The 25,106-nt window shown below is 29.9% G+C and carries 24 protein-coding genes; 7 read left to right on the top strand and 17 right to left on the bottom strand.

The annotated features are described in order from the left end of the window. Nucleotides 1-54 precede the first annotated feature (54 nt). From rpoN to C0982_RS06435, 4 genes are all read right to left on the bottom strand, one after another. The gene (gene rpoN / locus C0982_RS06420) at nucleotides 55-1,398 is read right to left on the bottom strand and encodes an RNA polymerase factor sigma-54 (protein ID WP_101773351.1); all 1,344 of its coding nucleotides are present in this window, start codon (nucleotides 1,396-1,398) and stop codon (nucleotides 55-57) included. Nucleotides 1,399-1,440: 42 nt separating this feature from the next. Then, nucleotides 1,441-2,508: a lysylphosphatidylglycerol synthase transmembrane domain-containing protein gene (locus C0982_RS06425; protein ID WP_101773352.1), complete on the bottom strand. Its 1,068-nt coding sequence runs from the start codon at nucleotides 2,506-2,508 to the stop codon at nucleotides 1,441-1,443. Nucleotides 2,509-2,551: 43 nt separating this feature from the next. Beyond that, entirely contained in the window at nucleotides 2,552-3,244 is a 693-nt protein-coding gene (locus C0982_RS06430) for a polysaccharide deacetylase family protein (RefSeq protein WP_101773353.1), read from the bottom strand. Nucleotides 3,245-3,522: 278 nt separating this feature from the next. Beyond that, nucleotides 3,523-4,626: an MGDG synthase family glycosyltransferase gene (locus C0982_RS06435; RefSeq protein ID WP_101773354.1), complete on the bottom strand. Its 1,104-nt coding sequence runs from the start codon at nucleotides 4,624-4,626 to the stop codon at nucleotides 3,523-3,525. A gap of 274 nt (nucleotides 4,627-4,900) precedes the next feature. Between C0982_RS06435 and fba the strand changes: the two genes are divergently transcribed. After that, on the top strand, nucleotides 4,901-5,824 hold the full coding sequence (gene fba, locus C0982_RS06440) for a class II fructose-1,6-bisphosphate aldolase (protein WP_101773355.1): 924 nt from the start codon (nucleotides 4,901-4,903) through the stop codon (nucleotides 5,822-5,824). 44 nt (nucleotides 5,825-5,868) lie between these two features. Here fba and C0982_RS06445 read toward each other — a convergent pair whose 3' ends face one another. The 3 genes from C0982_RS06445 to C0982_RS06455 form a co-directional block, all read right to left on the bottom strand. Further along, nucleotides 5,869-6,426, bottom strand: coding sequence for a 5' nucleotidase, NT5C type (locus tag C0982_RS06445; RefSeq protein WP_242961517.1), 558 nt, complete (start codon nucleotides 6,424-6,426; stop codon nucleotides 5,869-5,871). 99 nt (nucleotides 6,427-6,525) lie between these two features. Next, nucleotides 6,526-7,224: a metallophosphoesterase gene (locus tag C0982_RS06450; protein ID WP_101773357.1), complete on the bottom strand. Its 699-nt coding sequence runs from the start codon at nucleotides 7,222-7,224 to the stop codon at nucleotides 6,526-6,528. Between the two features lie 26 nt (nucleotides 7,225-7,250). After that, nucleotides 7,251-8,213: an MBL fold metallo-hydrolase gene (locus C0982_RS06455; RefSeq protein ID WP_101773358.1), complete on the bottom strand. Its 963-nt coding sequence runs from the start codon at nucleotides 8,211-8,213 to the stop codon at nucleotides 7,251-7,253. 158 nt (nucleotides 8,214-8,371) lie between these two features. Here C0982_RS06455 and C0982_RS06460 point away from each other — a divergent pair, with 158 nt between their 5' ends. Further along, nucleotides 8,372-8,623 (top strand): hypothetical protein, encoded by a 252-nt coding sequence (locus C0982_RS06460; RefSeq protein WP_101773359.1) that lies wholly within the window; start codon nucleotides 8,372-8,374, stop codon nucleotides 8,621-8,623. A gap of 150 nt (nucleotides 8,624-8,773) precedes the next feature. On the opposite strand, the gene C0982_RS06465 is transcribed toward C0982_RS06460, so the two are convergent. The 6 genes from C0982_RS06465 to C0982_RS06490 all read right to left on the bottom strand — a co-directional run bounded on the left by C0982_RS06465 (nucleotide 8,774) and on the right by C0982_RS06490 (nucleotide 15,535). Further along, complete coding sequence (locus C0982_RS06465) at nucleotides 8,774-9,439, bottom strand: helix-turn-helix transcriptional regulator (RefSeq protein ID WP_101773360.1); 666 nt, start codon at nucleotides 9,437-9,439, stop codon at nucleotides 8,774-8,776. Nucleotides 9,440-9,554: 115 nt separating this feature from the next. Further along, complete coding sequence (gene buk, locus C0982_RS06470; RefSeq protein ID WP_101773361.1) at nucleotides 9,555-10,610, bottom strand: butyrate kinase; 1,056 nt, start codon at nucleotides 10,608-10,610, stop codon at nucleotides 9,555-9,557. Nucleotides 10,611-10,646: 36 nt separating this feature from the next. Further along, nucleotides 10,647-11,543 (bottom strand): bifunctional enoyl-CoA hydratase/phosphate acetyltransferase, encoded by an 897-nt coding sequence (locus C0982_RS06475; protein WP_101773362.1) that lies wholly within the window; start codon nucleotides 11,541-11,543, stop codon nucleotides 10,647-10,649. Between the two features lie 159 nt (nucleotides 11,544-11,702). Continuing rightward, the gene (locus tag C0982_RS06480; protein ID WP_101773363.1) at nucleotides 11,703-12,275 is read right to left on the bottom strand and encodes an indolepyruvate oxidoreductase subunit beta; all 573 of its coding nucleotides are present in this window, start codon (nucleotides 12,273-12,275) and stop codon (nucleotides 11,703-11,705) included. A gap of 1 nt (nucleotide 12,276) precedes the next feature. Next, nucleotides 12,277-14,064, bottom strand: coding sequence for an indolepyruvate ferredoxin oxidoreductase subunit alpha (gene iorA / locus C0982_RS06485; protein ID WP_101773364.1), 1,788 nt, complete (start codon nucleotides 14,062-14,064; stop codon nucleotides 12,277-12,279). Nucleotides 14,065-14,398: 334 nt separating this feature from the next. Then, a complete protein-coding gene (locus C0982_RS06490; protein ID WP_101773415.1) occupies nucleotides 14,399-15,535 on the bottom strand; it encodes a hypothetical protein in 1,137 nt (378 codons plus the stop codon). A gap of 269 nt (nucleotides 15,536-15,804) precedes the next feature. Here C0982_RS06490 and C0982_RS06495 point away from each other — a divergent pair, with 269 nt between their 5' ends. Genes C0982_RS06495 through C0982_RS06505 form a run of 3 tightly spaced genes read left to right on the top strand, consistent with a single transcriptional unit; the run spans nucleotide 15,805 to nucleotide 17,528 of the window. Beyond that, on the top strand, nucleotides 15,805-16,542 hold the full coding sequence (locus C0982_RS06495) for an HAD family hydrolase (RefSeq protein WP_101773366.1): 738 nt from the start codon (nucleotides 15,805-15,807) through the stop codon (nucleotides 16,540-16,542). A gap of 56 nt (nucleotides 16,543-16,598) precedes the next feature. Further along, the gene (locus C0982_RS06500; protein WP_101773367.1) at nucleotides 16,599-17,009 is read left to right on the top strand and encodes a tetratricopeptide repeat protein; all 411 of its coding nucleotides are present in this window, start codon (nucleotides 16,599-16,601) and stop codon (nucleotides 17,007-17,009) included. Nucleotides 17,010-17,024: 15 nt separating this feature from the next. Beyond that, nucleotides 17,025-17,528 carry a hypothetical protein gene (locus C0982_RS06505; RefSeq protein ID WP_101773368.1) on the top strand — a complete coding sequence of 168 codons (504 nt, stop codon included), beginning with the start codon at nucleotides 17,025-17,027 and terminating at the stop codon, nucleotides 17,526-17,528. 53 nt (nucleotides 17,529-17,581) lie between these two features. Here the strand turns inward: C0982_RS06505 and C0982_RS06510 are convergent, their stop codons facing one another. Further along, nucleotides 17,582-18,187 (bottom strand): hypothetical protein, encoded by a 606-nt coding sequence (locus tag C0982_RS06510; RefSeq protein WP_101773369.1) that lies wholly within the window; start codon nucleotides 18,185-18,187, stop codon nucleotides 17,582-17,584. A 293-nt stretch (nucleotides 18,188-18,480) separates the two neighbouring features. On the opposite strand from C0982_RS06510, the gene C0982_RS06515 reads away from it, so the two are divergent. Both C0982_RS06515 and ppk1 read left to right on the top strand, forming a co-directional pair. After that, nucleotides 18,481-19,434, top strand: coding sequence for a Ppx/GppA phosphatase family protein (locus C0982_RS06515; protein WP_145994502.1), 954 nt, complete (start codon nucleotides 18,481-18,483; stop codon nucleotides 19,432-19,434). Nucleotides 19,435-19,478: 44 nt separating this feature from the next. Continuing rightward, entirely contained in the window at nucleotides 19,479-21,608 is a 2,130-nt protein-coding gene (gene ppk1 / locus C0982_RS06520; protein ID WP_207653236.1) for a polyphosphate kinase 1, read from the top strand. A 111-nt stretch (nucleotides 21,609-21,719) separates the two neighbouring features. On the opposite strand, the gene C0982_RS06525 is transcribed toward ppk1, so the two are convergent. The 3 genes from C0982_RS06525 to C0982_RS06535 are packed head-to-tail and all read right to left on the bottom strand — an operon-like array spanning nucleotide 21,720 to nucleotide 24,697. Continuing rightward, entirely contained in the window at nucleotides 21,720-22,703 is a 984-nt protein-coding gene (locus C0982_RS06525; RefSeq protein ID WP_101773416.1) for a cell wall-binding repeat-containing protein, read from the bottom strand. Beyond that, the gene (locus tag C0982_RS06530; RefSeq protein ID WP_101773417.1) at nucleotides 22,646-23,101 is read right to left on the bottom strand and encodes a cell wall-binding repeat-containing protein; all 456 of its coding nucleotides are present in this window, start codon (nucleotides 23,099-23,101) and stop codon (nucleotides 22,646-22,648) included. Before C0982_RS06530 ends, C0982_RS06525 begins: the two co-directional genes overlap by 58 nt. 42 nt (nucleotides 23,102-23,143) lie before the next feature. Further along, on the bottom strand, nucleotides 23,144-24,697 hold the full coding sequence (locus C0982_RS06535; RefSeq protein WP_101773418.1) for a hypothetical protein: 1,554 nt from the start codon (nucleotides 24,695-24,697) through the stop codon (nucleotides 23,144-23,146). Nucleotides 24,698-25,106: the final 409 nt, after the last annotated feature.

Genomic DNA, 25,106 nt, shown 5'->3' on the forward strand with positions numbered 1-25,106 from the left:
GGTACTATCTTGATATGTTACTAATAGCAAGATAGTACCTTTGTTCTTATATATTTATAATATTTTTCTCTTAGACGAATTTAAAAAGCCTAATTCTTCCCTATACTTTGATATAGTTCGTCTCGCAACGTCATATCCCTTTTCTTTTAGAATATCCTCTATCTTTTTATCGCTTAAAGGCTTCCTTTTTTCTTCATTATCAATAATTTCTTTTATGCACTTTTTTATTTCCGATGAAGAAATTACATTTCCATTGTCTAGTTCATATGAATTGGAAAAAAAATGTTTAAATTCTAACAATCCTTTAGATGTCAACATATATTTATCATTCACGCCCCTACTCACTGTAGATACATGGCAACCAACTATATCTGATATATCGTTTAGAGTCATTGGTTTTAACTGTGCATTACTTTCAAAAAAACCGTATTGTAATTCTATAATAGCGTTTGCAATTTTTACTATCGTAGAATTTCTTTCGTATACATCATCCATTATTTTTTTTGCAGAATTTAATTTTTCTTTTAAGAAAAGCTTTACCTCTTTATCGTCAGTATTTATAAATAGATTTTTATAATATTCATTTATTCCTATCCTTACCTTTTTTTCATCATACGGCTTAGCAATATATCTCCCCTCTTCTAACTCAACAACTACATCTGGATACGCATATACTATTGTATCGTCACTACAGGCTTCTACTGGTTTTGGATTTAATGATTTTATTAATTCAATATATGAAATTACATCATCTTTTTTTATTTTATATGTGGATGATAGTATTTTAATATTTGAATTCGCTATGGCGTTTAAATTTTCTTTTATCATCTTCTCTAGTACATCATCAAATATACCTCGTTGACGAAGTTGTAAAATGATACATTCCTTTAAATTTCTAGCACAAATACCAGTAGGCTCTAAACTCTGAACTATCTCTATACATTCTTCAACTTTGCTTTTACTTACCTTTAATTTTTTAGATATAATATCATTTTCCTCTCTTAAATAGCCATCCTTATCAAGGCTATCAATCAAGTAGTTACATATTCCTTTATGTTTATTAGAAATTTTCATTATGTTTATTTGCGCATGCAATTTATCGTAAATAGTATCTCTATCCACGGTCATATTTTCAAAGTCATAATCCGAAGTATCCGTAAATACAGTTTCATTTCTATCAACTCTATGTGTCTTAATGTCGTTTTTTATATACTCTTCCCAATCTATTTCGTTTTTTTCAATCTTTACTTCTAATGCTGGATTGCTTTCATATTCAATTTCTAACTTATTTTCTAACTCCTGTCGACCTAAATTCAGTATATTTAAAGACTGAACCAATTTATTTGAAATAATTATTTTTTGGGTCTGTTTTTGTTCTATTTTATTTTGAATGGACATAAACCAACCTCCTTATTTAAATACTGACTCAGCCTTTATATTTTAAGCATTTTCTTTTTCTTTAATTTCTTTGTTAGCACTGATATTTTTCGTTGTTGTTATATACATCACTAATGATATTATACCACTAATTATTAATACTGAGTAGAAATTTGCAATTCTTGTAAGCAACATTGCTGGTATAACAAGACCACTTCCGAAAAATATTCTAAATAATCCAACAAAGACGCTTTCACTAGCACCTACTGCTCCTGGCAACGGAAGTGCTGATACAGCAATATTTAATATTGCTTGAGCAAACATCAAATCCCACATAGAGAATCCACTTAATCCAAACCCCTTATATATAAAATATGGAATTATAAATAAAGCTGCAATTTGAATCATAGTTACAAGTGTTACATGTAATATAACTTTAGGATTATTTTTCATATAAATCGCACCCGCTTCATACTCCTGTATAGATACTGATATCTTATTTTTCATTTTATCTAAGTTCTTTACCAATTTTATCTTGTAAAGAAATAAAACCGATACATTTAAAATTTTAAACACAGTCTTAGGTGAAAAAATTAAAAGTGCAATAGCTAACAAGATCACTGCATTTGATAAAAATCCGTACAGCAAAAGCAATTTAACCCCAGTCATTTGAGTTATATTATCACTTATTGGTGAAAAAAAAGCCGCTATTCCGTAAGCAATTACAACTAGCTGATGTGCTACAAACACTACCATCAATCCAAGTGAAGATGATGTCATAGATATTCCATCCCTTTTCATAAAGAAAATTTGAGCAGGTTGCCCTCCTGAAGCTGATGGCGTTATTGAACTAAAATAAAATCCTACAAATCCATACCCCAAGCAATTTTTTATATTTGTTTTTTTATTAAGGGCTTTCATCATTATCCATATATTTATTCCTTCACAGATTATATAAAAAGCCATAAGTCCCAATGCAATTAGCATGAATGTAGGCTTCACATTTTTTATAGCATTTATTATTTCTGTTGGAGATTCATCTTTCAATACATATGCGATGTATCCAACCATTATCACTACCATTATACCAATTCCTAGAAACTGGCTCTTTTTACTCTTTAATCCTTCCATTTTCACTCCTTTTCGGTATATAATTTTAAAATTATTTTATTTATTACTGTGGCAATACAAAATTATACCCCTTCTCTTTTAACTTAGGTATTGCTATATCAAGACCTTCTATAGTATTAAGTGGTGCATCTTTTGCTCCTCCAGAGTTTTCTCCTGCATCATGTAAGCAAATAATACTGTTTTTAGTTGTCCTTTTTAATAATTTTTCACTAATAGACTCCGGTGTACTACTTGCACTCCAATCTTCTGCCATTACATCCCAATACATCAGTTTCATATTGTGCTTTTTAACAAAGTGATTAGAAAATATATTGGTATGACCCCATGGTGGTCTATATATAAAGTCTTTAACTCCTAAACTACTCATTATTTGCTTGCTATTTTCAAAATCCTTCTTTGTATAAAAATAGCTATAAAGCATTGCATTTTTGTGTTCCCAAGAATGAAGAGCTATTTTATGACCTTTATTTTCTATTTTTTTCACTATTTCTGAATTATTTTGTGCATTTTTGGCAACCATAAAAAATATAGCTTTCACATCATTTTTTTCTAGTACCGCTAACAACTGATTAATATATCTTTTATCTGGACCATCATCAAATGTCAGCATTATATTATTATCCGTATCCGTTTTTCTTATTGCATTTTTATTAAATATCTTATTGTAGTATGTTGGTATTATAGAATGAACTATAAATACTAATACCAATACAAGTAAAATCTTTATCAATATCATCTCTACCTCCTAGTATGTAATATTTATGTATATTTTAATTATAACTAAGCATAATATTTTTTACTAGCCTATATCCTTTTTTCTATTTTTTTGTTGTCGTTATATCTTTAAATACAGGCTAATCCACTTGAAAAGTGAATTAGCCTTTTAATCAATTTATAAATAAAAATAAGGCTGCCTTATCTTACCGAGACAACCTTATTCTTATCACTTATTACTAATCATTTATTATTTAATTAAACATTATCTCTTTGTTATAATTGTCAATTCTTCTGAAATTATATTATTGACTCTGCATCCATACAAGATGCATTATAGTAATTTTTATTTAACCCATCAACAAATCTTGACATCGACTTTTTAATTTTAGACATACTAGCATTATCATTCAATAATCTTTCGACTATATCTAAATCTTTTTCAGATGTTCCATCAAGCATGAATCCAAAATTATTAGAATATATAAAATCCACATTTTTAACTTCATTTGGTAAAGTAGTAGGTAGTGAAATAATTGGTGTCAACGAATAAATCGACTCAAACACTGTTATTCCACCTGGCTTAGTGATAATACAATCTGCTTTTTCTAGTAGTTCATAAACTTTATTTGTAAATCCAACTACTGTTATATTATCATACTTACCATGTAGCATTTCATATGCCTTTTTATTATTACCTGTTACTATTGTAGTATGTATATTATTCAATGAGTTTAATTTTTTATAAAAAGAATCTTCTTCAGGAAGTATACCAAATCCACCTCCCATTATTAAGAGTTCTTTATTTTTATTTATCTTTATAGTTTTATTCTTACCAAAAGTATTATTCATAGATATCTTTCTAAAATTCATAGAAACTGGTATTCCTGAAGATATTATTATATCTTTTTTTACTCCCTTTTCTACTAATTCATTCATTATTGAATCAGAAGGAACTAAATATCTATTTGTATAATCATTTATCCATTCATAGTGACTGCTTACATCTGTAATACAAGTTACTAAAGATATTTTAGATCCGCTTTCTTTTTTATAAAGCCCAATACCTTGAGATATTAGTGGGAAAGTAGATACAATTACATCTGCTTGTTTTTCTAATATCAACTTTTCAGCCATGTTTGCAAATCTTCTAGTAAATACATCTCTTCCGCTTGTTTTTCTATCATTTCTTAAATAGTACAGACTATATAATTCCTTAGCATATTTTAGTGTGACATTAAATGCTTTGTATAGGAATTTTGATAGTGTCGGCATAGTATACTCAAAATAGTCAATTATTTCAACATCTGCTTCACTATTAAATTTTAATATATCCTGTTTTATAGAATTGGCTGCTGACACATGCCCCATACCATATTTTGCTGTCAAAATAACTATTTTCATTTTATGCCACCTCCTTATAGCCTCTTATCTTTCTTTATATTCATTATACGATCTAAAACTAAAATAAAAGTGCATATATTTCTTAATTTTTCTTTAAGATTTTCTGTATTAAAATATAATATTAAATAGTTTACACAATGAAATTTACGCAAGTTTAAAAAAATTATTATTATTTTAGCTATCATTTTTTTTTTTTTTTGATATAATAGGACTTGACAATAATAAAAATTTAAATTTTTGTCTAATATAATTATATATTTGTAAGGAGGATATTATGTCGTTAATAAACACTAAAAAAATGTTCGAAAAAGCATACAAGGGTGGATACTCAATTGGAGCTTTTAATATAAGTGATTTAGAACAACTACAAGGAGTTCTTAGAGCTTGTAAGGAAAAAAATTCTGCAGTTATTATTCAGGCTTCAAAGTCAGCTATTGAATATGCAGGCATAAATACATTAGTAGCTATGGTAAAGGCTGCATCAGATGAAATAGGAGTAGATTGTGCTCTACACCTTGACCATGGTCCAAATTTTGAAATGGCTAAGAAGTGTATAGATGCTGGATTTACATCAGTTATGATTGATGGTTCTCATCTTGATTACGAAGAAAATGTTGCTATTACTAAGGAAGTTGTAGAATATGCACACTCTAAAAATGTATCAGTAGAAGCTGAATTAGGTGTTCTAGCTGGAACAGAAGATGATGTTACTTCTGATGTACACAAGTTTACTGATCCTGATCAGGCAGTTGACTTTGTAAACAGAACAGGCGTTGATTCACTTGCTATAGCTATAGGTACTTCTCACGGAGCATTCAAGTTCAAGGGAGAAGCTAAGTTAAGATTTGACATACTTGAATCAATTCAGGCAAAGCTTCCAAACTACCCAATCGTTCTTCACGGAGCGTCTGCTGTAGATCAGGAAATTGTTGCTACTGCTAATAAATTTGGTGGAGATATCGCCGGAGCTAAGGGTATTCCAGTTGAAATGCTTAGAAAAGCATCATCAATGGCTGTTTGCAAAATCAACATGGATACAGATTTAAGACTAGCAATGACTGCTTCTATGAGAAAGTTCATGGCTGAAAACCCATCACAGTTTGACCCTAGAAAATATCTAGGTGCTGGAAGAGATGCTATACAGGCAGTTGTATCAGAAAAAATAGACATTGTTTTAGGATCTAAAGATTCTCTTTAATCCACATACTTAAATAAAAAATCTCCTCTTACTGAGGAGATTTTTTATTTAAGTAATATTTTTTGAATTTCTTTCCAGTTTTTTACCCTTATTATATTTTGACCGTCTATATTTTGATTATATGCACAATCTAATAAAATAACTTTTATTCCAGCTTTATCTAAATTTATTGCATTCTCTGGATCATCTTCAATAAATATATCACACCTTAGCTTTTTTGCCATACTTACTTTCCCGCCATTTCCGCTAAGTGAGTATACCAAATCAGGATCAAGTCCATTGTTTGATATCCATTTTTTCGTTATATCATCGATTTCACTGCTCCTAGCAGTCACAAAAAAAACTTTATCACCACTACGTTCTAATTGATTTATCACATTTGTGACATTATCCAATATATTCATCTCTTCGTATATATAAGAATAATTTATATCAAAATTTTCATATATCCAATCATATTCAGTACCGTAGACATCATTCCAGTTAGTAGATATAAACTGATCATTTGTAATTTCTTTGCCCGTTAGTTTATTTAAATAGGGAACAAAAAAGTATGGATCAATCATTGTCCCATCTATATCAATGCATATATTTCTACTCACCATCTACCTCCGCTGCATCTTCTATTAATTATTTTGAGTTCCAAAAATTGTTAAATTTTAATTTAGTATTTATTTTTTCATTTAAATTTATACTAAATTTTATTTAATAAAAATTTCTTTCAATTTAAAATCTAAATAATCACACGATACCAAATGAAAATTTACACCATTTAATTCTCCTTGAAGTCCATACTTAAAGTTTTCCTTTCCATGAATGTGCCCATATATAACATGCTCAGGTTTGTATTCGTTTATAATATCCATAAAAAAGGAGTTTTCAAACTTTTCATTAGTTGGAGGATAATGCATAATTACTATAAATTTATCAAAACCATCTTTTCTTGCACTTTCTAGAGATATTTTTAATCTATTTGCTTCTCTTTTATATATTTCAAAATCTTTTTCTTCAAAGCAATGTTCATTAGGACAAATCCACCCTCTGCTACCACATATTGCATATTCTCCTAATGTTTCATATTTTGTATTCATAAAATTCATATCATCTTCGTACAATTTATTTAATGCTGTAGCTGTACCCCACCAATAATCATGATTTCCTCTTATCAAATATTTTTTACCAGGACACTCAGAAATTCTATCCAAGTCCACTCTAGCATCTTGAAGTTTTGAAGCCCATGAAATATCTCCTACGATTAAAACTACGTCCTCATTTGATACTTTTTCTTTCCAATCATCAAATATAATCTTGTCGTGTCCTATCCAGTTATCACCAAATATATTCATCGGCTTATCTACAGCTCCAGATAAGTGTAAATCACCTATTGCAAACAGCTTCATTATTTTACCTCCAATATTACATAGTTTTACTTTTCGCGTTTTTTCATAATTGCATCTTTAATTTTATCCGCATCATATTTTTCAATTGCTACATATTTTAGTATGTTATCTTCAAGGGCAACTTCAATTAATTTAAGATCATGTAAAAATGCCAGTGTAGCATTTAATGAGTTTCTATACTCTAAATATGCCATATAGTATGATGGTAATTTTTTTATATCTATAAAATTCTTTATTATTTCGTCTATTGTCTTTGGCTCTTTTAGTGTATCCATAACAAATTCTACTAATCTAACCAAAGCCTTGTAGTTATAGTCTGCTATTTCTATAGTTTCCGATTTTGAATATACTCCTCTAGAATGACCCAATATGCTGTATTTAAAATCAATATTTTTTACATTTTCTAAAGATCTTATTTGACTCGGATAGTCATACATAAATAAGAAATCAAACTTAGCCAGTGAATTTTTTGTTACCATTAAATCCGCTAAAAATACAACATCGTCATCCGTTTTTATACCAACTCCATCGCTTGTATGCCCAGAGCAATCCACTATTTCAAATATATGATTCTTAATATTTATTTTTTCGCCTGGATATACAGTATTATCTACTTTTGTTGATCCTTGAAAGTGCTTTTCGATTTCGCTTTTTATATTTTGTGAATGTCTTCCACCTATTAAAAAATCTACATATACATCAGGATTTTCCATGTATATCTTTGCTCTCTTAGGTGCATATATTATAACATCTGGATATATTTCTCTTATCTGATAATTCCCTCCACAGTGATCTTCGTGTTCATGTGTAGTCATTATATATTTAACATCCATTTTATTTTCTTGTAAAATTTCAACCATTTTATTTATTCTACTTCCGCCAATACCAGTATCTATTAGAAGTACAGTATTATCTTCGAATATATATACTCCGGTGTTAGTTCCACCTCGTATCCAATAAGTATTACCTTTTATCTGATTTAATTTCATCTCACACCACCTGTACTTAGTAATCTACACTATATTTTATCATATTTAAGAAAGTATATCATCAGTCAGAATCCTTTTATTGAGCAATCACCTTGAACCTAAATATATTACATTGTATAATATACATAAATTAATTTAAATTTTAAGGAGTAATAGCTATGAATAGATACACAAAAATAATAAATATCATGGGAAGTTATTATACTAAAGACTTCGAAAAAGATAAAAAAAATATTATAAAAGTTAGAGAAGTAAAAGAAGAAACTGTAAGAAAGTTCTTCTTACAAGGTAACTGTGAAGTTTTAGTAGTATTTGAAGATACTGGTAAAGAAATTCTAATTGACGATTTTTCTTCATATGAAGATATAAAAAAATATTTAGGTTCTTCTTTTATAAATAAAAAAAGATAATAGTCTTCCATATAAATTAAAATTTGAATCAAAAAAAATGAGAATCTTAGGGGGATAAGATTCTCATTAGGGGAGATTGAGTATTCTAAATTACGTTACACTATATATTTATCACATTTTAATGCTTTTTAAACATAATTTTCAAAAGTTTTATTTATTTTTTTCATTTTTTTCAATTTCATTAAGGTAGTTATATATAGTATACCTTGATACACCAATCTGTTCAGCTATATATGGAACTGATTTTTGTATATTAAAAACTCCTGCATTTTTCAAATTTTTAATCAACAATATCCTATCTTGCTTGTTCATACCCACTATTGGTTTTTTCATTTTTTCCACTTCAGCCAAAAATTTTCTCTGAACTAACTCCCCGCTATCATAAGTGTCAAACTCATCATATACTTCTGATCCCATTGACAAAAAGCTCTTGATTTTCATATCTAAACCTACTAAATCATCACAATCATAATTAATACAAAATGATAAGTTTTTTCCAAATGCCTTTGTAACAATGGTTGATGACTTTATTTCTTTTTTTACCTTTTTACTCGCTTTTTTATAGTTTATAGTATGTCCGCCCTTACTTCTTTCTATCAACTCTTCAGATCTAGTTGTCAGTGCATCTCCAACTTCTCTTCCAGTCACATGGCCATTATATATCGCCAATATTGACTTTTCTGGATTATCCAGATCAGATATAACGACTTCACAGTTGTTTCCAAACATTTCTGATATAATCATTGCCAATGTGTCTATAAATGACATAAAAGAGCCGAAGTCCTCTACTACACCTTCATATTTATCAATATTCATAAATCATTCATACAACAGAATTTCTTTGTTGTATTCCTCCTATCCCTTAGATTTCATTACATCGTCTTTGAGTTATAATGATTTTATTTCGGTGCAGAATTTGTTTAATATAGTTTTATAATCTAAGCTTGTCAGCTTTTTCTTGACCTTTCATAATTCTATATCCACCAGCAGCTAATGCTTTCATTTCAAATTCTCCTGGATACAACTTTACTGGAGCAATGAAAGATACTCTTTCTATTATCCAGTCTGTCAACATTTTAGAATGTGACATTCCACCTGTCAATAATATCGCATCTATCTTCCCATTTTCTACTACAGATAATGCTCCTATAGACTTTGAAATTTGATATGCCATAGCTTCATACACATGCTTTGCATTTTCATCTCCATTTGCTATCATTTTTTCTACTTCTCTAGCATCATTTGTTCCTAGATGTGAAACTAATCCACCTACGCTGTCTTCATATTTCTGAAGAGCATCTCCACCTTCTTCTTTAACAATATTTATACAACTGTAAATTGGTATAAAACCTGCTCTATTTGTTGAAAAAGGGCCTTCATCAGAAGATGTAATATCAATTAGGTGACCATTTTTTTGAATATTTAAAGATATTCCACCACCCAAATGAGCAACGATTATTGATGAATTTTTGTAATCAAGTCCATTTTCTTCACAATATCTCATCGCTACAGCTCTTGTGTTTAGAGCGTGGGAAAAACTTCTTCTTGGATATTTTTTAACACCTGATAATCTTGATAAATCAGTCAATTCATCAACTGATACTGCATCGTATATATACGCTGGAATATCATTTTTCTTTGATATTTCTCTTGCTACCAAAGCACCTAAGTTCGATGCATGCAATTGAGCTGGATGGTTTCTTGCTATATCACATAATTCATCGTCAATAACGTACGCACCTGTATGAACTGGTGGCAACATCCCACCTCTAGATACAATTACATCAATTTCACTAGGGGAAATTGAGTTTTTATCTAAAAAGTCATACACTTGTTTTAATCTCATATCAGTCTGATCATATAGACCTTTATATTGCTTTAAAACATCCGCATCTATAGTTATATTCTCTATTATTTTTTCTTCTAAATCTTCATATATTCCAACTTTTGTAGAAGTCGATCCTGGGTTTATAATAAGTATTTTCATATTTTGTGTTCCTCCACATAAATTCACTTGATTTAATTAATGCTGTGCTAGTGCAGCCATAGCGATTGACAAGTATTTTTCTTCAGCAGATGCACTACGAGATGTCAATACAATCAAACACTTAGCCCCTACTATAAATCCTGCCATTTTTCCTCCAGCTGCAAAATTGAATGTCTTATCCAATATATTCCCAGCATGTATATCTGGAGCAAGTAATATATCTGGATCACCAGCTACTTCGCTCTTGTATTCTTTTACTTCGGATGCCTTTTTGCTATAAGCTAAATCAAAAGATATAGGACCTTCAACTATACATCCTGTTATTTCTCCTCTTTGATTTCTAGCTTTCAACTCACCTGCATCTACTGTACACTGCATTTTAGGATTTACCTTTTCTATTGCTGAAAGACACGCTATTTTTGGTTTTTCATATCCTAACTTGTGATAAATTTCTACAGCGTTTTCTATTATTTTTTGTTTTTCTTCTACATCTGGATAGGTACACATACCACCATCTGTAATTGTAATCAATTTATGGTATGTAGGTACTTCTTCAAATGACATATGGGACATTAATCTGTCAGTTCTAAGTCCCTTTTCTTTATCAACTACGGCTCTCATCAAAACAGCAGTTTCTATATGACCTTTTAGTATAAAGTCAACTTCACCTTCTCTAACTAACTCAACTACCTTTTCTGCAGCTTCTTCAGGCGAAGCTACATTTATAATAGGATACTCTTTTTTTGCTCCTAATTCATTTAACACTTCTTTTATTTCATCTTCAAACCCTATAAATACAGGTTTTGCAAGTCCAATATTCTCTGCTTCTAGAGCTCCACCAATCGCTGCGTGGTCTGCCATACATACACCACAACGCTTCATATCTGGAAATGCTTTTACTCTTTCTATAACTTCATCAAAACTTCTAATCATGTTTGCCTCCATTAATTTAATACAAAAGAAGGTAAAGATATCCTCACAATATCTTCACCTTCTTCTTTTTAAAAGATTTTGTTTGAATATAATTCAATTAAATATCTTATTTAATATTTAATTTTATTATAACAAATTAATCAGGATTATTGTATTTTTTTACAATAGTTCCATTCCGACTCTTAAAGCTTTTTTGTTAAGTTCAACAAACTGTGGCTTTACGTTTTCTTCAATAATCTTATCCCAGTCTATTTCTTCAAGATTCATACTCTTAACTATTGTTCCAAGTAAAATTATATTCATAACTCTTGGATTACCTAGTTTTTCAGCTTCAGCTGTAGCATCAAAAGAGAATAACTTTCCTGCTCTAGCTTCAATTAATTCTTTTGTGTTTTCTGGATATTTATCCTTACCACTCAACACACCTATAGGATTAAATCTAGCAGTATTTAATACAACTACGCCATCACTCTTTAAATAGTCAATATTTCTTAAAACTTCTAGTTCTTCAAATCCCATTATTATATCTGCTTCACCTAGCGGAACAACAGGTGAAAATACTTTTTCTCCATATCTTAAATGTGTTAGTACAGGGCCCTCTCTTTGACTCATACCGTGAACTTCGCTCATCTTAACATCGTATCCAGCACTCATTAGTCCTATTGTCAATAATTTACTAGCAGTTATAGTTCCCTGACCACCTATTCCAGTCAACAGTACATTTTTAGTCATATTACTTTACCACCTTTCCAATTGCCTTTACAGGACATACTTGTGCACATACACTACATCCAACGCACTTGTTTATATCAATTGAAGATTTTTTCTTTTCTGTTTGGAAAGAAATTGCTGGACATCCAGTTTTTGTACACTTTCTACATCCAATACATACGCTTTCATCAACTGTATACTTATCTTGGAAAGAGTTAGGGAAATTAGCCTTATCTTCTTCAGATTGTTTCTTCAATGCACATGGCCACCAAGTAATTATAACAGCTGGTTCATCAAGTGATAGCCCCCATTCAAGAGCTTCTTCAACTTCCTTCAAATCATTTGGATTTATTCTTCTAATATTTTTTACACCTATAGCTCTTACAACAGTTTCAATATCAACTTCGTTACTCTCAACACCCTGAGCAGTTAATCCTGTTCCTGGGTTTTCCTGCTGTCCAGTCATACCTGTGATTCTGTTATCTAGTATGCAAGTAAGTGTACTACTGTTATTATATACTACATCAAGTAATGAGTTTATTCCTGAATGGAAGAAAGTAGAATCTCCTAGTACAGATACAACCTTTGTATCCTGATTTTCATCCATTGAGAACACTTGTGCAGCACCATGTCCCATACTCACGCTGGCACCCATACATAAAGTCATATCCATTGCGTTGTATGGAGGTCCAAATCCTAGAGTGTAACATCCTATATCTCCAGAAATCATTATATTCTTTTTCTTTCCTAATGTGTAGAAAAATCCTCTATGTGGACATCCTGCACAGAAAGTTGGTGCTCTGTTAATCATTACATCTTTGGCATCTTGATCGATTGCAATTTCTGTACCAAATACCGAGTTTCTAATTACTTCTGGTATCATTTCACCATATCTTGGGAATACGTCCTTTCCGTGACATTCGATACCCATAGCTTTTATATGAGTTTCCATAACTGGATCGTTTTCTTCTATTATGTAGATTTTATCTACCTTAGAAGCAAATTCTCTAATTAATTCATCTGGCATTGGATTACTAAATCCTATCTTTAAGTAAGATGCATCTTTACCAAAAACTTCTTGAGCGTAAAGATAACAATCTCCAGATGTAATTACCCCTATTTTTGTGTCATTATATTCAGCAAAGTTCCATTTGCAATTATTTGAGTATTCATATAAGTCGTCCATTCTCTTGAATATAAATTGCTTTCTAACCTTTGCATTAGCTGGTACCATTACATATTTTTGTGGTTGTTTTTCCCATTTTTTAATACCAACTTCATTTCTATCTTCGATTTCAACTAGACCCTTAGAGTGACAGACACGAGTAGTCATTCTTATAATTATTGGAGTATCATGTTTTTCACTCAAATCGTAGGCTTCAACTACCATAGCCTTACATTCCTGGCTATCTGCTGGTTCGAATACTGGAACAAATGCAGCCTTAGCTAAGTTTCTATTATCCTGCTCATTTTGTGAAGAGAACTGTCCAGGCTCATCGGCAGTTACAAGAACTAACCCACCATTTACGCCTGAATAGGCAGCTGTGAAAAATGGATCCGCAGCTACGTTTAATCCAACGTGCTTCATAGATGCAAAAGATCTGGCACCAGCAACAGACGCACCGATGGATGATTCTAATGCAACTTTTTCATTTGGTGCCCACTCTGCTACTAAATCTTTTCTATCGTATTCTGATAGATTTTCTAGTATTTCCGTACTTGGAGTTCCTGGGTATGCAGCGGCAAATTTAACGCCGGCTTCAAAAACACCTCTAGCGATTGCTTCATCGCCTGTCATAAGTTTTTTCATGTTTAAAACCTCCTAGATACATATAAATTACTTAAAATAATTCACTCTATAGACTAACTACAATTTTAATGATTTACCTTCATTAACCTAATTATATCACTTATGTTTTGTATGTCAACATATTGTATAATTCATCATTTTTTTAAACATTTAATAATATGTTTAAATTTTCTGATTATTATTTATTATAATTTTTACAATTATAGTTTAGGTTTAATAAATACTGACTATTAGATATAATAAACTAATAAAAAAAAATGACTATAAATTTTTATAGTCATTTTTTTAATTGAAAAGACAATTCACTTAAAAATATTAATCAAATTTTCACATCTTATTCATCAATAAAATCATAAAAATCGTCATTTCCCGATTCGATAAAATCAAACAACACATTTTGTTCAAATTCATATACATGTTCTTTTTCAATAAACTTTGGTATAAATGACTGAACAGTAGATTCTATAAAGTTGCGAGATTCTAAATCATATGTCGCTAAAAACATATTATTTTCATTTACATATATATTAAACATAATGTCATTATTTATAACATATATATCTCTATCTACGTGTGAATTATCAAAGAAATACTGTGTATATAGGTTTCCATTTTCATATTTTACTTTTTGTATCATTGGATAAGTATTAAAGATGAGTTTTTCTAAGTCGTCTATTTTTGTTTCACTATTTAATTTATATATATCTAGAACTTCCCTTTTTGAAATTATATCAAATACCTCAAAATCATATATTGCATTAGTACTTATTATAAATATAGATCTAAGCCTAAAGTCATATGCATCATCATATGCAAGGCCATCATCTTCCAACTCAAACTTTTCTATATTTACTACTATTTTACCTTCATAATATCCATCTATATCTTCATAAACACAATTACAAATAAATCTATCTTCACTCTTTTTTTCAATTTCATTATATAGGAGAGCTCCATTTATCTTTGTAATATGCTGATTTGCCACTTCTTCGCTTCCAGAAAAATATAGTAATGCTTTTTTATCCCTTGCAATAAATCTCATAACCATATAATTTACAAATTCATTTTCTGTGTCAATTTCCTTGCAAAGCTTGTCCATTAAATTATATATACTTATATTTTCATTTTTGTTTTTTTTATAAATTTCTAAGTCTTCTTCTTTTAAATTTTCTGGAACTGGTTTATTATAATATTCATTTTTCTCTAGGTAACAATTTACCATAAAAATTGCTTCTTCTTCATCTAAAGCAATCTTACTTCCACCTAGCCCTCCATATTTTTTTTTATAGAATAATTCCTTTTCTTCCCTCGAAATATTTTCTAAAGGATAGAAATCGGAAATACCAAGACCTTCATCATCTAGCATAAACACATGATAAATTTCATCTTCAACATCATTGATCCACTCTATAGCTAACATCATTGTACCCATTAGCCTCGTGTTCGTACAAAAAGACTTCTTAAATCTCATTGTTTTTCCTCCTATAACTTTATATAATTATAATATTATATAATATTTCTATCTATGTAAAGGTTTTCTTTTTGATAATATATAAATTATACAATAAAAAATTATATTACTTTGATGTTAACTAGAGTTAGCACTCAAGAATTTCCTACTAATTTATTTCTTGTTATACACCTACAGTGCTTTTATCTGTGCTGATATGCAATAAAAAAGCTGAATATTTTAAATATATTTGATATAATGTTGTTAAGAGTTTTTAAAGGTGGTGAATTATGAGCAAAATAGCAGCTTTTTTCGATATTGACGGAACTCTATATAGAGATTCTTTGCTAATTGAGCATTTTAGAAAATTAATTAAATATGAAATAATAGACGAAAAAGAGTGGTCTGATCACTTAAAGGCTACATACATGAACTGGGATAAAAGACAAGGAAACTATGATGACTACTTGTATGAAATTTCTGATCAGTATTTAGAAGCTATTAGTGGCCTTAGCAAGTCTAATATGGATTTTGTAAGCGACCAAGTAATAAAACTAAAGGCAGACAGAGTATATAAATTCACTAGATCTAGAATTAACTGGCATAAGTCCCAAGGACATACTGTAATATTTATATCAGGATCTCCTGATTTTTTGGTTAGTAGAATGGCTAAAAAATATGAGGTCACTGATAATATAGGGAGTTCATATATTGTAAAAGATGGTTTACTTACTGGAGAGGTCATTCCAATGTGGGATTCTAATAGCAAAGATAAGGCTATTGATTCTTTTGTAGAAAAATATGATATAGATATGTTGAAATCTTACGCATATGGAGATACTGCTGGCGATTTAGCAATGTTAAGAAGAGTTGGACATCCAGTAGCAATTAATCCTTCTAGAGAGTTTCTAAGGCGTATTAAAGAAGATTCTTATCTACGTTCTACAGCTAAGATAATAATTGAAAGAAAAGATGTGATTTATCAGGTTAATCCTGACGTAGAACATATTGAAGCAGGCTGTAAATAATTATGGTTTAATAAAGATTTTAACAGTATATTAAAATCTTAAAGGGGGGTACAAATATGTCAACTTATAATGATTATACTTATGCTAGAAATTTACTAAATCAAGGCGATTTTAGAAGATGTTACGATACATTGAATAATTATACGGATAAAGATTCTGAATGGTATTACCTTAGAGGTGTATCTGCAATGAATTTAGGCTTTTATGAAGAAGGTGAAGACTATATAAAAAGAGCAAAATTTATGGAACCTTCTAATCAAGAGTATCAAAATGCATATGATAAATATATAAATTATAGAAATAACTACAATAATAGAGCTCAATATTATAACAACAGAAGAAGCAATGGACTAGATAACCCTGGCTGCTGTTGCTGTGGAAGTAACTGTTGTGATACTTGTTGTACACTATGGTGCTGTGACTGTCTATGTGAATCAATGGGTGGCGATTTAATCAGCTGTTGTTAACAGGAGCTTAATATTATGAATAGAAATACAGTTGCAAGAAGAGTTTCTATATCTGGGATGCTTCTTGCGTTAAATACACTTGTTTTTATATTAGTTAATTATATACCTACAAATACAATTGCTTTTCTAGCTTTAGCTTCTTTTTTCGCAGCTATTGTGATAATTGAATTTGGATTAAAATACGGATGTATATATACAATTGCTTCTGTTTTAATGGCGTTACTGATTTTGAGTAATAAACTACACTTTTTGACATATCTGCTAACTTTTGGCACATATGGAGTCGTAAAAGCTATTATTGAAATGAATTTCAAAAATAGTTTACAACTGTTAGTAAAATTTATATATTCAAGTATAGCGTTTTTTGTGTTATACTATGTTGCGATAATGTTTATAAAAATTGATTTTAATATTTTATACATACTAGCATTTGAAGTTGCTTTTTTTGTATATGATTTTGTGTACACTCAATTTATTTATTTTTATAATGATAAATTAAAAAAACGATTTAAATTATAATAATTTAAACAAAAAAAACATCTTTATCCTAACTAAATAAAGATGTTTTTTTATTATTTATTTTCTAAGCTATCTGCTATTCGTTCTAATGCATCTGCTATTCTAGTTAAAGAATCATTTATATTTGAATCATCGTCTTCTTCATCGTAAAATTTAACTTTTAAATCGCTCAATTCATCCATGCCATCATCAAGAAAATCATCCTCTTTAAAAAGTTTCTTTTTATCTAAAAGTTGATCATTTTCTTCCATATAGCCATCATCTAAATAATCATCACCCAGCGGTATTTCACTTTGCTCATAGTCTTCTAGATCATCTAATTCTTTTTCATATTCATTTTCTTCTAAAAAATCTTCCTCAAAAAAATCACTGTCTAAATCATATCCCTTAGTTTTATTTTCATCTTCAAATTCATTATAAATATCTGTTTCTTCTAAAAAATCTTCTTCTAATAAATTCCTTATACCTTCTTCAGTTTCATCCTTACCAACTGCCTTTAATTCTTCAAGCTTTGGAATCATTCCTGAATCATCTAAATCATACCCGAAATCTTCTTCATCTATGTCTTCCTTCATAGCTTTCTTGCCTATGTCTTTTATAGCCCTAGTCTTTTCTAAATCTTCTTCAAATTCCAATAATTTCTTGTCTTTTTTATACATGAAAACACCTCTTTAATACTAATTTAGAACAGATACTCACTACTATATTATACAACAGTTTTTATTTCTTATCCACAGCTTAGATAAATATAATTTTTTTTAATTAAAAAATAATCTCAAAGTACTTCCATTAAACTTTTGACTATACTATACTCTTTTAAAATATTTTATTGTATAATTTATTATATATACATTTATAGAAGATGAATTGTTATATGATTTTGCCATAAAATATATAAGTAAATACTTAAGGTATTATTTAAAATAAACAATTTTATGTATAAATTTAAATATTGATAGGAGGTAAGTGTAGTTTTATTTTTATCGAAATTACACGTGATTTTATGAACTGTGCCGTAATAGATATAGGAGCGAATACAATACGTTTAAGTATTTTTGCCATAGATAAATCTCTTCCAGTTCTGCTTTTTAATAAAAAGCAAACTGCTGGTCTAGCAAACTACAATGATGATGGATATTTAAATAAAGCAGGTATCGAAACATTAATATCTGTACTTGAAAAATACAAAAATATTTTGTCATATTATCCAGTTGATCAAACTTTTGTTTTTGCAACTGCATCACTTAGAAATGTAATAAACTCTTCTTCAATTATAAAAAAAGTGAAAAATGAGTTAAAATTAAAAATAGATTTACTGGATTCTCAAGAAGAAGCAAATCTAGGTTTTTTAGGAATATCTACGTCTTTTCATCACCTTAAAACCGGAATGAGTGTTGATATTGGTGGTGGTTCTACAGAAATAGTACTTTTTAAAGATAAAGAAATCAGAGTTGTCTTTGGTATTGATGAGGGTTGTCTTTCTCTCCATAAAAAGTTTTGTAATGGTGTAATACCTGAAAAAGACGAGATCTTGAAAATGACATCTTATATTGAAGATAAAACATGGGGATTTGGAGATAGTACAGGAGAAATAGATACCATTTCTGGAATAGGTGGTACTATACGATCCGTTGGAAAAGTACTAAAAGAATTAGATCTAGCTGATAACAAAAGATGCTACGATATTGTATCCATGAATAAATTATACCATATGCTTTTAGAAAAAGATTCTGAAGCATATGACGCTTTATTGAAAGTGGTTCCTGATAGATCCCATACATTACTTTGTGGTCTTGTAATTTTAAAAAGAATTTGTGAATTATTCGATATCAAGCAAGTGAATGCTTCAAGCTACGGATTGAGAGAAGGTTATGTAATAAATCAGTTGAATGAATGCGATAAATAAATTTTACAATAAAGTAAATTACTTAAAAATGGAGGTTGTTGAATATGTCTGAAAAAATAAAACCAGAATATATGCAAAATAGAGAAGTTTCCTGGCTTCGATTTAATGACAGAGTTCTAGCTGAAGCCGACCAAGAAGATGTTGAAGTGTATGAGCGATACAAATTTGTAAGTATATTTACCAGCAACCTCGATGAATTCTTTATGATTAGAATTGGTAGTTTGCATGACTTATCACTTTTAAAAAAGCCACATCCTGACTCAAAAACAGGCATGTTGCCACAAGAACAGATAAACGAAGTTCTAAATATGCTACCAAAAATGTATAGCAGAAAAGATGAGTTATACAAAAAAATCACCAGAGAATTAAGCACATATAATATAAATGAATACAATTTTTTACAATTAAACTCAAAACAAAAAAAATACGTACACGACTATTATCTTGAAAATATAAAACCAATTTTGTCTCCTCAAATAATTGATAAACAGCATCCATTTCCTTTTCTGGAAAATCTTGCTTTAAAAATTTTTATTGAATTTGAAAGAGAAGAAAAAACATACTTTGGAGTTGTTCCGATTCCAGATACTATTAAAAAATTCCTTCTTTTTCCTGGAGAATCGATAGACTTTATACTACCAGAAAAAATAATATATCATTACGTAGATAACTTATTTGAAGGCTATAGCGTAAAGTCAAAAGCCATCATTTGTGTTACAAGAAATTTTGATTTAGATGCAGATGCAGAATTTGAAGATGAGCTTGAAGATTATAAAGATAAGATGAAGATGGTTTTAAAGAAAAGAAAAAGACAGGCTGCTGTAAGACTTGAGTCAAATCAAAAGCTTACAAAAAATATGAAAAATTTCTTACTTGAAAACTTAGAATTAAGTAATGAATCTTACTTTTTTGTAGACTCACCTTTAAAGATGAAGTATGTACATGAACTATTAGATATAATTCCTTCTGCTAAAAAAGAAAAAATATTGTATCCTAAGTTCTACCCTTACTACCTCAACTTTCCAAAGAGCAATAGCCTTATAGATAAATTTGAAAAAAAAGATCTTCTGTTGTCATATCCATATGATGATATGCAAACTTTTATAGATTTATTAAAAGAAGCTGCTTATGACAGCAGAGTTTTATCAATAAAAATAACAATTTACAGGCTTGCAAAAAACTCGCAGATAGCAAAATATCTTAGTAGAGCTGCCGAAAATGGAAAAGATGTAACTGTCTTTATGGAGCTAAAAGCTAGATTTGATGAAGAGAATAATATCAACTATGCTAATATTTTATACCAAGCTGGATGTAAGATAATATACGGATTTGAACGCTTTAAAGTTCACTCAAAAGTTCTGCAAATTACATATAAAAACAAGCGAGATGAATATATGTACATAACTCAAATTGGTACAGGTAATTACAATGAATCTACTTCAGAAATATATGCTGATTTTTCACTAATTACCGGAAATAGGGAAATCGGACTAGATACTCTAGACTTTTTTAATCATATGTCTGTAGGCAACCTAAATGGAAAATACGAACATCTTGTTCAATCTCCATCTTCTTTAAAAGACAAATTTTTAAAATTGATTGATGAAGAGATAAAAAAAGGAGATGATGGATTCTTATTTTTCAAAATGAATTCTTTTACAGATAAAGACTTTATACAAAAAATATCTGAGGCCTCTCAAAATGGTGTTAAAGTATATTTAATAATACGTGGAATTTGTTGTATTTTGCCTAATGTTAAAGGATATACTGATAATGTAGAGGTTCGATCTATTGTAGGAAGATTTCTTGAACATGCAAGAGTATTCCAGTTTGGAAAAGGAAATGATGCTAAACTATATATTGGATCAGCAGATTTAATGACAAGAAACACTGAACAAAGGGTTGAAATAGCCTGTCCAGTACTGGATGAAGATATACAAAAAGTAATACAAAATTATATTTCAAAACAATTACATGATAACGTAAAAGGTAGAATAATGAATTCTAATGGTGAGTTCGAATTTGTCGTAGATAATAATGATAAGTTTTCTTCACAAGATTATTTCATACAACAAGCTGTTGAAAAAAGAAATATCCAACTTGACAAGAGCAATTTAAATGAAAATAAAAAAATATTTTCTATGGATAAACTAAGAAGTTTTTTCAAAAAATAACTAGTTATAAATACTTAATTGAAATTAAATATTTTTTATTAATCAGTAAACAAACTATAAAAAACTCCTCTAAACATAATCATTAGAGGAGTTTTTTATAGTTTGTTAAATTTATTTTCCTATAGGTGTTGATATTCTATCAAGTCTTTGAGATATCTTCACTGCTGTAGAGTACCTATCAGCTCCTGATATTCTTTCTTTGTTAGTAACTTTCAGTCCGTCATATATTGATTTAGATACTGAATTTTCTCCTCCACCTACAAGTATACTATCTACCTTCCAGTCAGCTATATCTTTTGCTGTAATGTCAGTTAGTTTATCTGGTCTTGTTAAGTGAATTGGGCACTTAAACTTAGCTGCTAGTGAGTTGATTGTAATTCCGTCTGGGAAGTCTGTTCCATCTACTAGTATCATATCAGTCATATTTCCTGTAAGTGCTCTTACTTCTTTTCCTATTAGTGAAGCTGTTTCATATCTGTCTGCTCCACCTATTCTAGATACAGAGGATATCTTTAAATCAGCGTTTAACCTANTTCCATCTACTAGTATCATATCAGTCATATTTCCTGTAAGTGCTCTTACTTCTTTTCCTATTAGTGAAGCTGTTTCATATCTGTCTGCTCCACCTATTCTAGATACAGAGGATATCTTTAAATCAGCATTTAACCTATCTTGTATGTTCTTTGCTACTGAATTTGTACTTCCACCGATTACTATATTGCTTAGTTTCCAGTCTTTTATTACACTTTCAGTAGTAGAAGTAAGTTTATTAGGATTTGTAAGTAATATAGGCACTCTTTTCTGAGTTGCAAAGGCTGATATTGTAATTACGTCAGGGAAGTTAGTTCCATCTACTAACATTGATCCATCAGTCTTTCCAGTAAGTGATCTTACAGCCTTACCTATCTCTCTTGCAGTTTCATATCTGTCAGCTCCAGCATATCTAATTATATTAAAGTCTTTTAACTGTTCTTCAACTTTCTTAGATACTGAGTCTAGACCACCAGATATTATTACATCTCCTGTTCCACGTCTTTTTAATTCGTTTGTGTTTCTGTGGAGATTGAATCTGTTCCAGTTAGAAGTATCGGACAATTTCTTTCATTTGCTAGTACTGTGGCTGTCAATACATCAGTGTATTTTTTCCCGTTTGCTAGTACTGCTGTAGCTTTTTTAGATGGAGTTCCTCCTCCATTTCCTCCGCTACCTGATCCACCACCTGGAGTGTCTTCTTTTTCACCCCATATAGCATATAAAGTCATATTATCCTCTGTAAAATTAATATTTTTACCAACTGCATAGTTTTCGTCTGGCGTAGTTGCGTCTTTATTAGTCGACCACCCTTTAAATTCTTTTCCTTCCAATGTAGCGTTTAACTTTGATCCTCCATCAACAATAAGCTTAGACCCCTTATTTTTACCTATGTCGAAATATGTAGTTATTTTACCACTTTCATCCAATTCGTAATACTCTGTTCCATCATAGGCAGTCATCTCTGCTATATCAAATACTCCTCCATTAGCATCATATTTTACTCAAGATATTTCAACTGCACCTTGATCTTTATATCTGCTGTGATTTCTCTGATCTATATTTGGTATCGTCGTAGTCCCACTGTAAGTATTATCTGCTATACCTTCAGGTTTTATAGGAATTGTTTTTACATACTCCTTATCTACTCCTGCTTGAACTTCTGATAAATTCTTTGATAGCATCACATTTTTAATGCCAAGAACATCCTTTAGTGTATATGCAGGTGTTTCTCCTTTGTCTACATTAATAACATTTGTAGTTCCCGCTTGAGCCGTCGCGTAATTTGATAGGTCTTTATAATTAGACACTTCATTTATTTTACCATCTGCTCCATATACCTGATTCCCTATAAATAGAGAGTCATTTCTAGTTACAGTTGCAGTAGCAAATAATCCTGCTCCAGAAAGACCTATCGCTCCACCCTTCTGTTCAGCAGTTGTACTTTCATTTCCAGATTGATTTCCTACAAATGTCGAGCTAAGTATATTATTCGTCATTTTTGAAGATCCACCATTTTTAAAATACTGAATTGCGCCTCCTGAATAACCTGCTCCATCTAATCCATATGCTTTGTTATTAAAAAATGTAGAGTTTGTTATACTAGTCGTAAGTCCTGGATTACCAGTTCCTTGTAATAATATTGCTCCACCATCATCATATGCTAAGTTATTCGAAAAAGTACTTCTATCTATATTAAATACAGCTCCGTCTCTTCCATCAAAAATATATATTGCTCCACCATCGTAAGTGCTATTTACTTCTGTACCTTCTCCGCTAGTCTGATTCTGATCAAATATTGACTCACTTATATTTATAATTCCTTTAAAATAGTGCATTGCCATAGCACCTCCGCCTCCACCAAAGATTCCGGTATTGACGCTGCTATTTTTATTTTTTCTAAATACAGAATTATTTATATTTAACTCTGCTTCATAATGTTTTGAAGATATAGCACCCGTTTCATATCCACCACCAGTGCCTTCGTTGCTTTCAATTGTAGAATAATTAATATCTACAAAAGCCGCAGTTCCCAACCATATAGCAGGTGCTGAATTATTCGCCTTATTATTATATATTTTACTATTTTTTATTTCAGTCTTAAACTCTCCATCTGTAAGTATATTCAAAGGGGTAAATCTTGCATTATATAGTTTAACATTGTCTAAAACTAGTCTTCCTTTTGCAGCATAATTTGTAATAAGTTCCTTATTTATACTACTACCATCGATATTTAAATTTTTAATCGTAAGTTTCGCATTACTTCCACCTTCTATAGTAATTGAACCTTTATTCCAGACGTTGTTATTCCCATCAATCGTTACAGAAGAGGTAGGCATTTTAATAATTAAATCTCCATATGTAAAATCGTTTGCAATTACTATTTCATCACCTTCACTTGAATTTTCTATAGAACTTTGCAATTCAGTTACATTATGTACTTCTTTTGTAGCTCCATCTGATATATTTCCTAACAATATCAGCAATGTCACCGAAAGACATAGCTTTAAAGGAATTCTCCTTCTTAAATTTTTTATTTTTTTTGCTTTCATCTTCATTTCTTGCTCCTTTTCTTCTTATTTTGTTTTTGGGTATATAATCGACTCTATACCCACAAATTATGTTTTTATAACCAAAGTTTTCACTTAAAAACAATTATAAAAAAACTATGTTTTTATAATTAAAATATTCGTAAGAAAAAAACATTATAAATGTTATTTTTCTTGTTTTTCTTAAATATTTTATGAATGTATTTTCATTTTTTAAAGTTTTATTTTTCATCTTTTATATTTTTTTTATTTATAATAAGTAATTATAAAATCTATTCTATTTGAAAGTATGTGCTTAAAATTTTAATGTACCTATGCTAACATAAAAAAAAACTAACTTATACTAAGTTAGCATTGATAGTAGTTTTTTAACCCGAACTTTTTAATCAGTACTCAGGGTTAATTGGTCATAGCGCTT

Origin of the sequence: Peptostreptococcus faecalis (assembly GCF_900240845.1) — a bacterium.
In the GTDB taxonomy this organism is placed as follows: domain Bacteria; phylum Bacillota; class Clostridia; order Peptostreptococcales; family Peptostreptococcaceae; genus Peptostreptococcus; species Peptostreptococcus faecalis.

Excerpts from the sequence above, each read along its gene's own strand:
- C0982_RS06460 (WP_101773359.1), top strand. The coding sequence starts at position 8,372 with ATGAATAGATACACAAAAATAATAAATATCATGGGAAGTTATTATACT.
- C0982_RS06480 (WP_101773363.1), bottom strand. The coding sequence starts at position 12,275 with ATGACTAAAAATGTACTGTTGACTGGAATAGGTGGTCAGGGAACTATA.
- C0982_RS06430 (WP_101773353.1), bottom strand. The coding sequence starts at position 3,244 with ATGATATTGATAAAGATTTTACTTGTATTGGTATTAGTATTTATAGTT.
- C0982_RS06465 (WP_101773360.1), bottom strand. The coding sequence starts at position 9,439 with ATGAATATTGATAAATATGAAGGTGTAGTAGAGGACTTCGGCTCTTTT.
- C0982_RS06450 (WP_101773357.1), bottom strand. The coding sequence starts at position 7,224 with ATGAAGCTGTTTGCAATAGGTGATTTACACTTATCTGGAGCTGTAGAT.
- C0982_RS06475 (WP_101773362.1), bottom strand. The coding sequence starts at position 11,543 with ATGATTAGAAGTTTTGATGAAGTTATAGAAAGAGTAAAAGCATTTCCA.
- C0982_RS06530 (WP_101773417.1), bottom strand. The coding sequence starts at position 23,101 with ATGACTGCCTATGATGGAACAGAGTATTACGAATTGGATGAAAGTGGT.
- C0982_RS06500 (WP_101773367.1), top strand. The coding sequence starts at position 16,599 with ATGTCAACTTATAATGATTATACTTATGCTAGAAATTTACTAAATCAA.
- C0982_RS06435 (WP_101773354.1), bottom strand. The coding sequence starts at position 4,626 with ATGAAAATAGTTATTTTGACAGCAAAATATGGTATGGGGCATGTGTCA.
- rpoN (WP_101773351.1), bottom strand. The coding sequence starts at position 1,398 with ATGTCCATTCAAAATAAAATAGAACAAAAACAGACCCAAAAAATAATT.
- fba (WP_101773355.1), top strand. The coding sequence starts at position 4,901 with ATGTCGTTAATAAACACTAAAAAAATGTTCGAAAAAGCATACAAGGGT.
- C0982_RS06535 (WP_101773418.1), bottom strand. The coding sequence starts at position 24,697 with ATGAAGATGAAAGCAAAAAAAATAAAAAATTTAAGAAGGAGAATTCCT.
- C0982_RS06495 (WP_101773366.1), top strand. The coding sequence starts at position 15,805 with ATGAGCAAAATAGCAGCTTTTTTCGATATTGACGGAACTCTATATAGA.
- C0982_RS06505 (WP_101773368.1), top strand. The coding sequence starts at position 17,025 with ATGAATAGAAATACAGTTGCAAGAAGAGTTTCTATATCTGGGATGCTT.
- iorA (WP_101773364.1), bottom strand. The coding sequence starts at position 14,064 with ATGAAAAAACTTATGACAGGCGATGAAGCAATCGCTAGAGGTGTTTTT.
- C0982_RS06490 (WP_101773415.1), bottom strand. The coding sequence starts at position 15,535 with ATGAGATTTAAGAAGTCTTTTTGTACGAACACGAGGCTAATGGGTACA.
- C0982_RS06425 (WP_101773352.1), bottom strand. The coding sequence starts at position 2,508 with ATGGAAGGATTAAAGAGTAAAAAGAGCCAGTTTCTAGGAATTGGTATA.
- buk (WP_101773361.1), bottom strand. The coding sequence starts at position 10,610 with ATGAAAATACTTATTATAAACCCAGGATCGACTTCTACAAAAGTTGGA.
- C0982_RS06455 (WP_101773358.1), bottom strand. The coding sequence starts at position 8,213 with ATGAAATTAAATCAGATAAAAGGTAATACTTATTGGATACGAGGTGGA.
- ppk1 (WP_207653236.1), top strand. The coding sequence starts at position 19,479 with ATGTCTGAAAAAATAAAACCAGAATATATGCAAAATAGAGAAGTTTCC.
- C0982_RS06510 (WP_101773369.1), bottom strand. The coding sequence starts at position 18,187 with ATGTATAAAAAAGACAAGAAATTATTGGAATTTGAAGAAGATTTAGAA.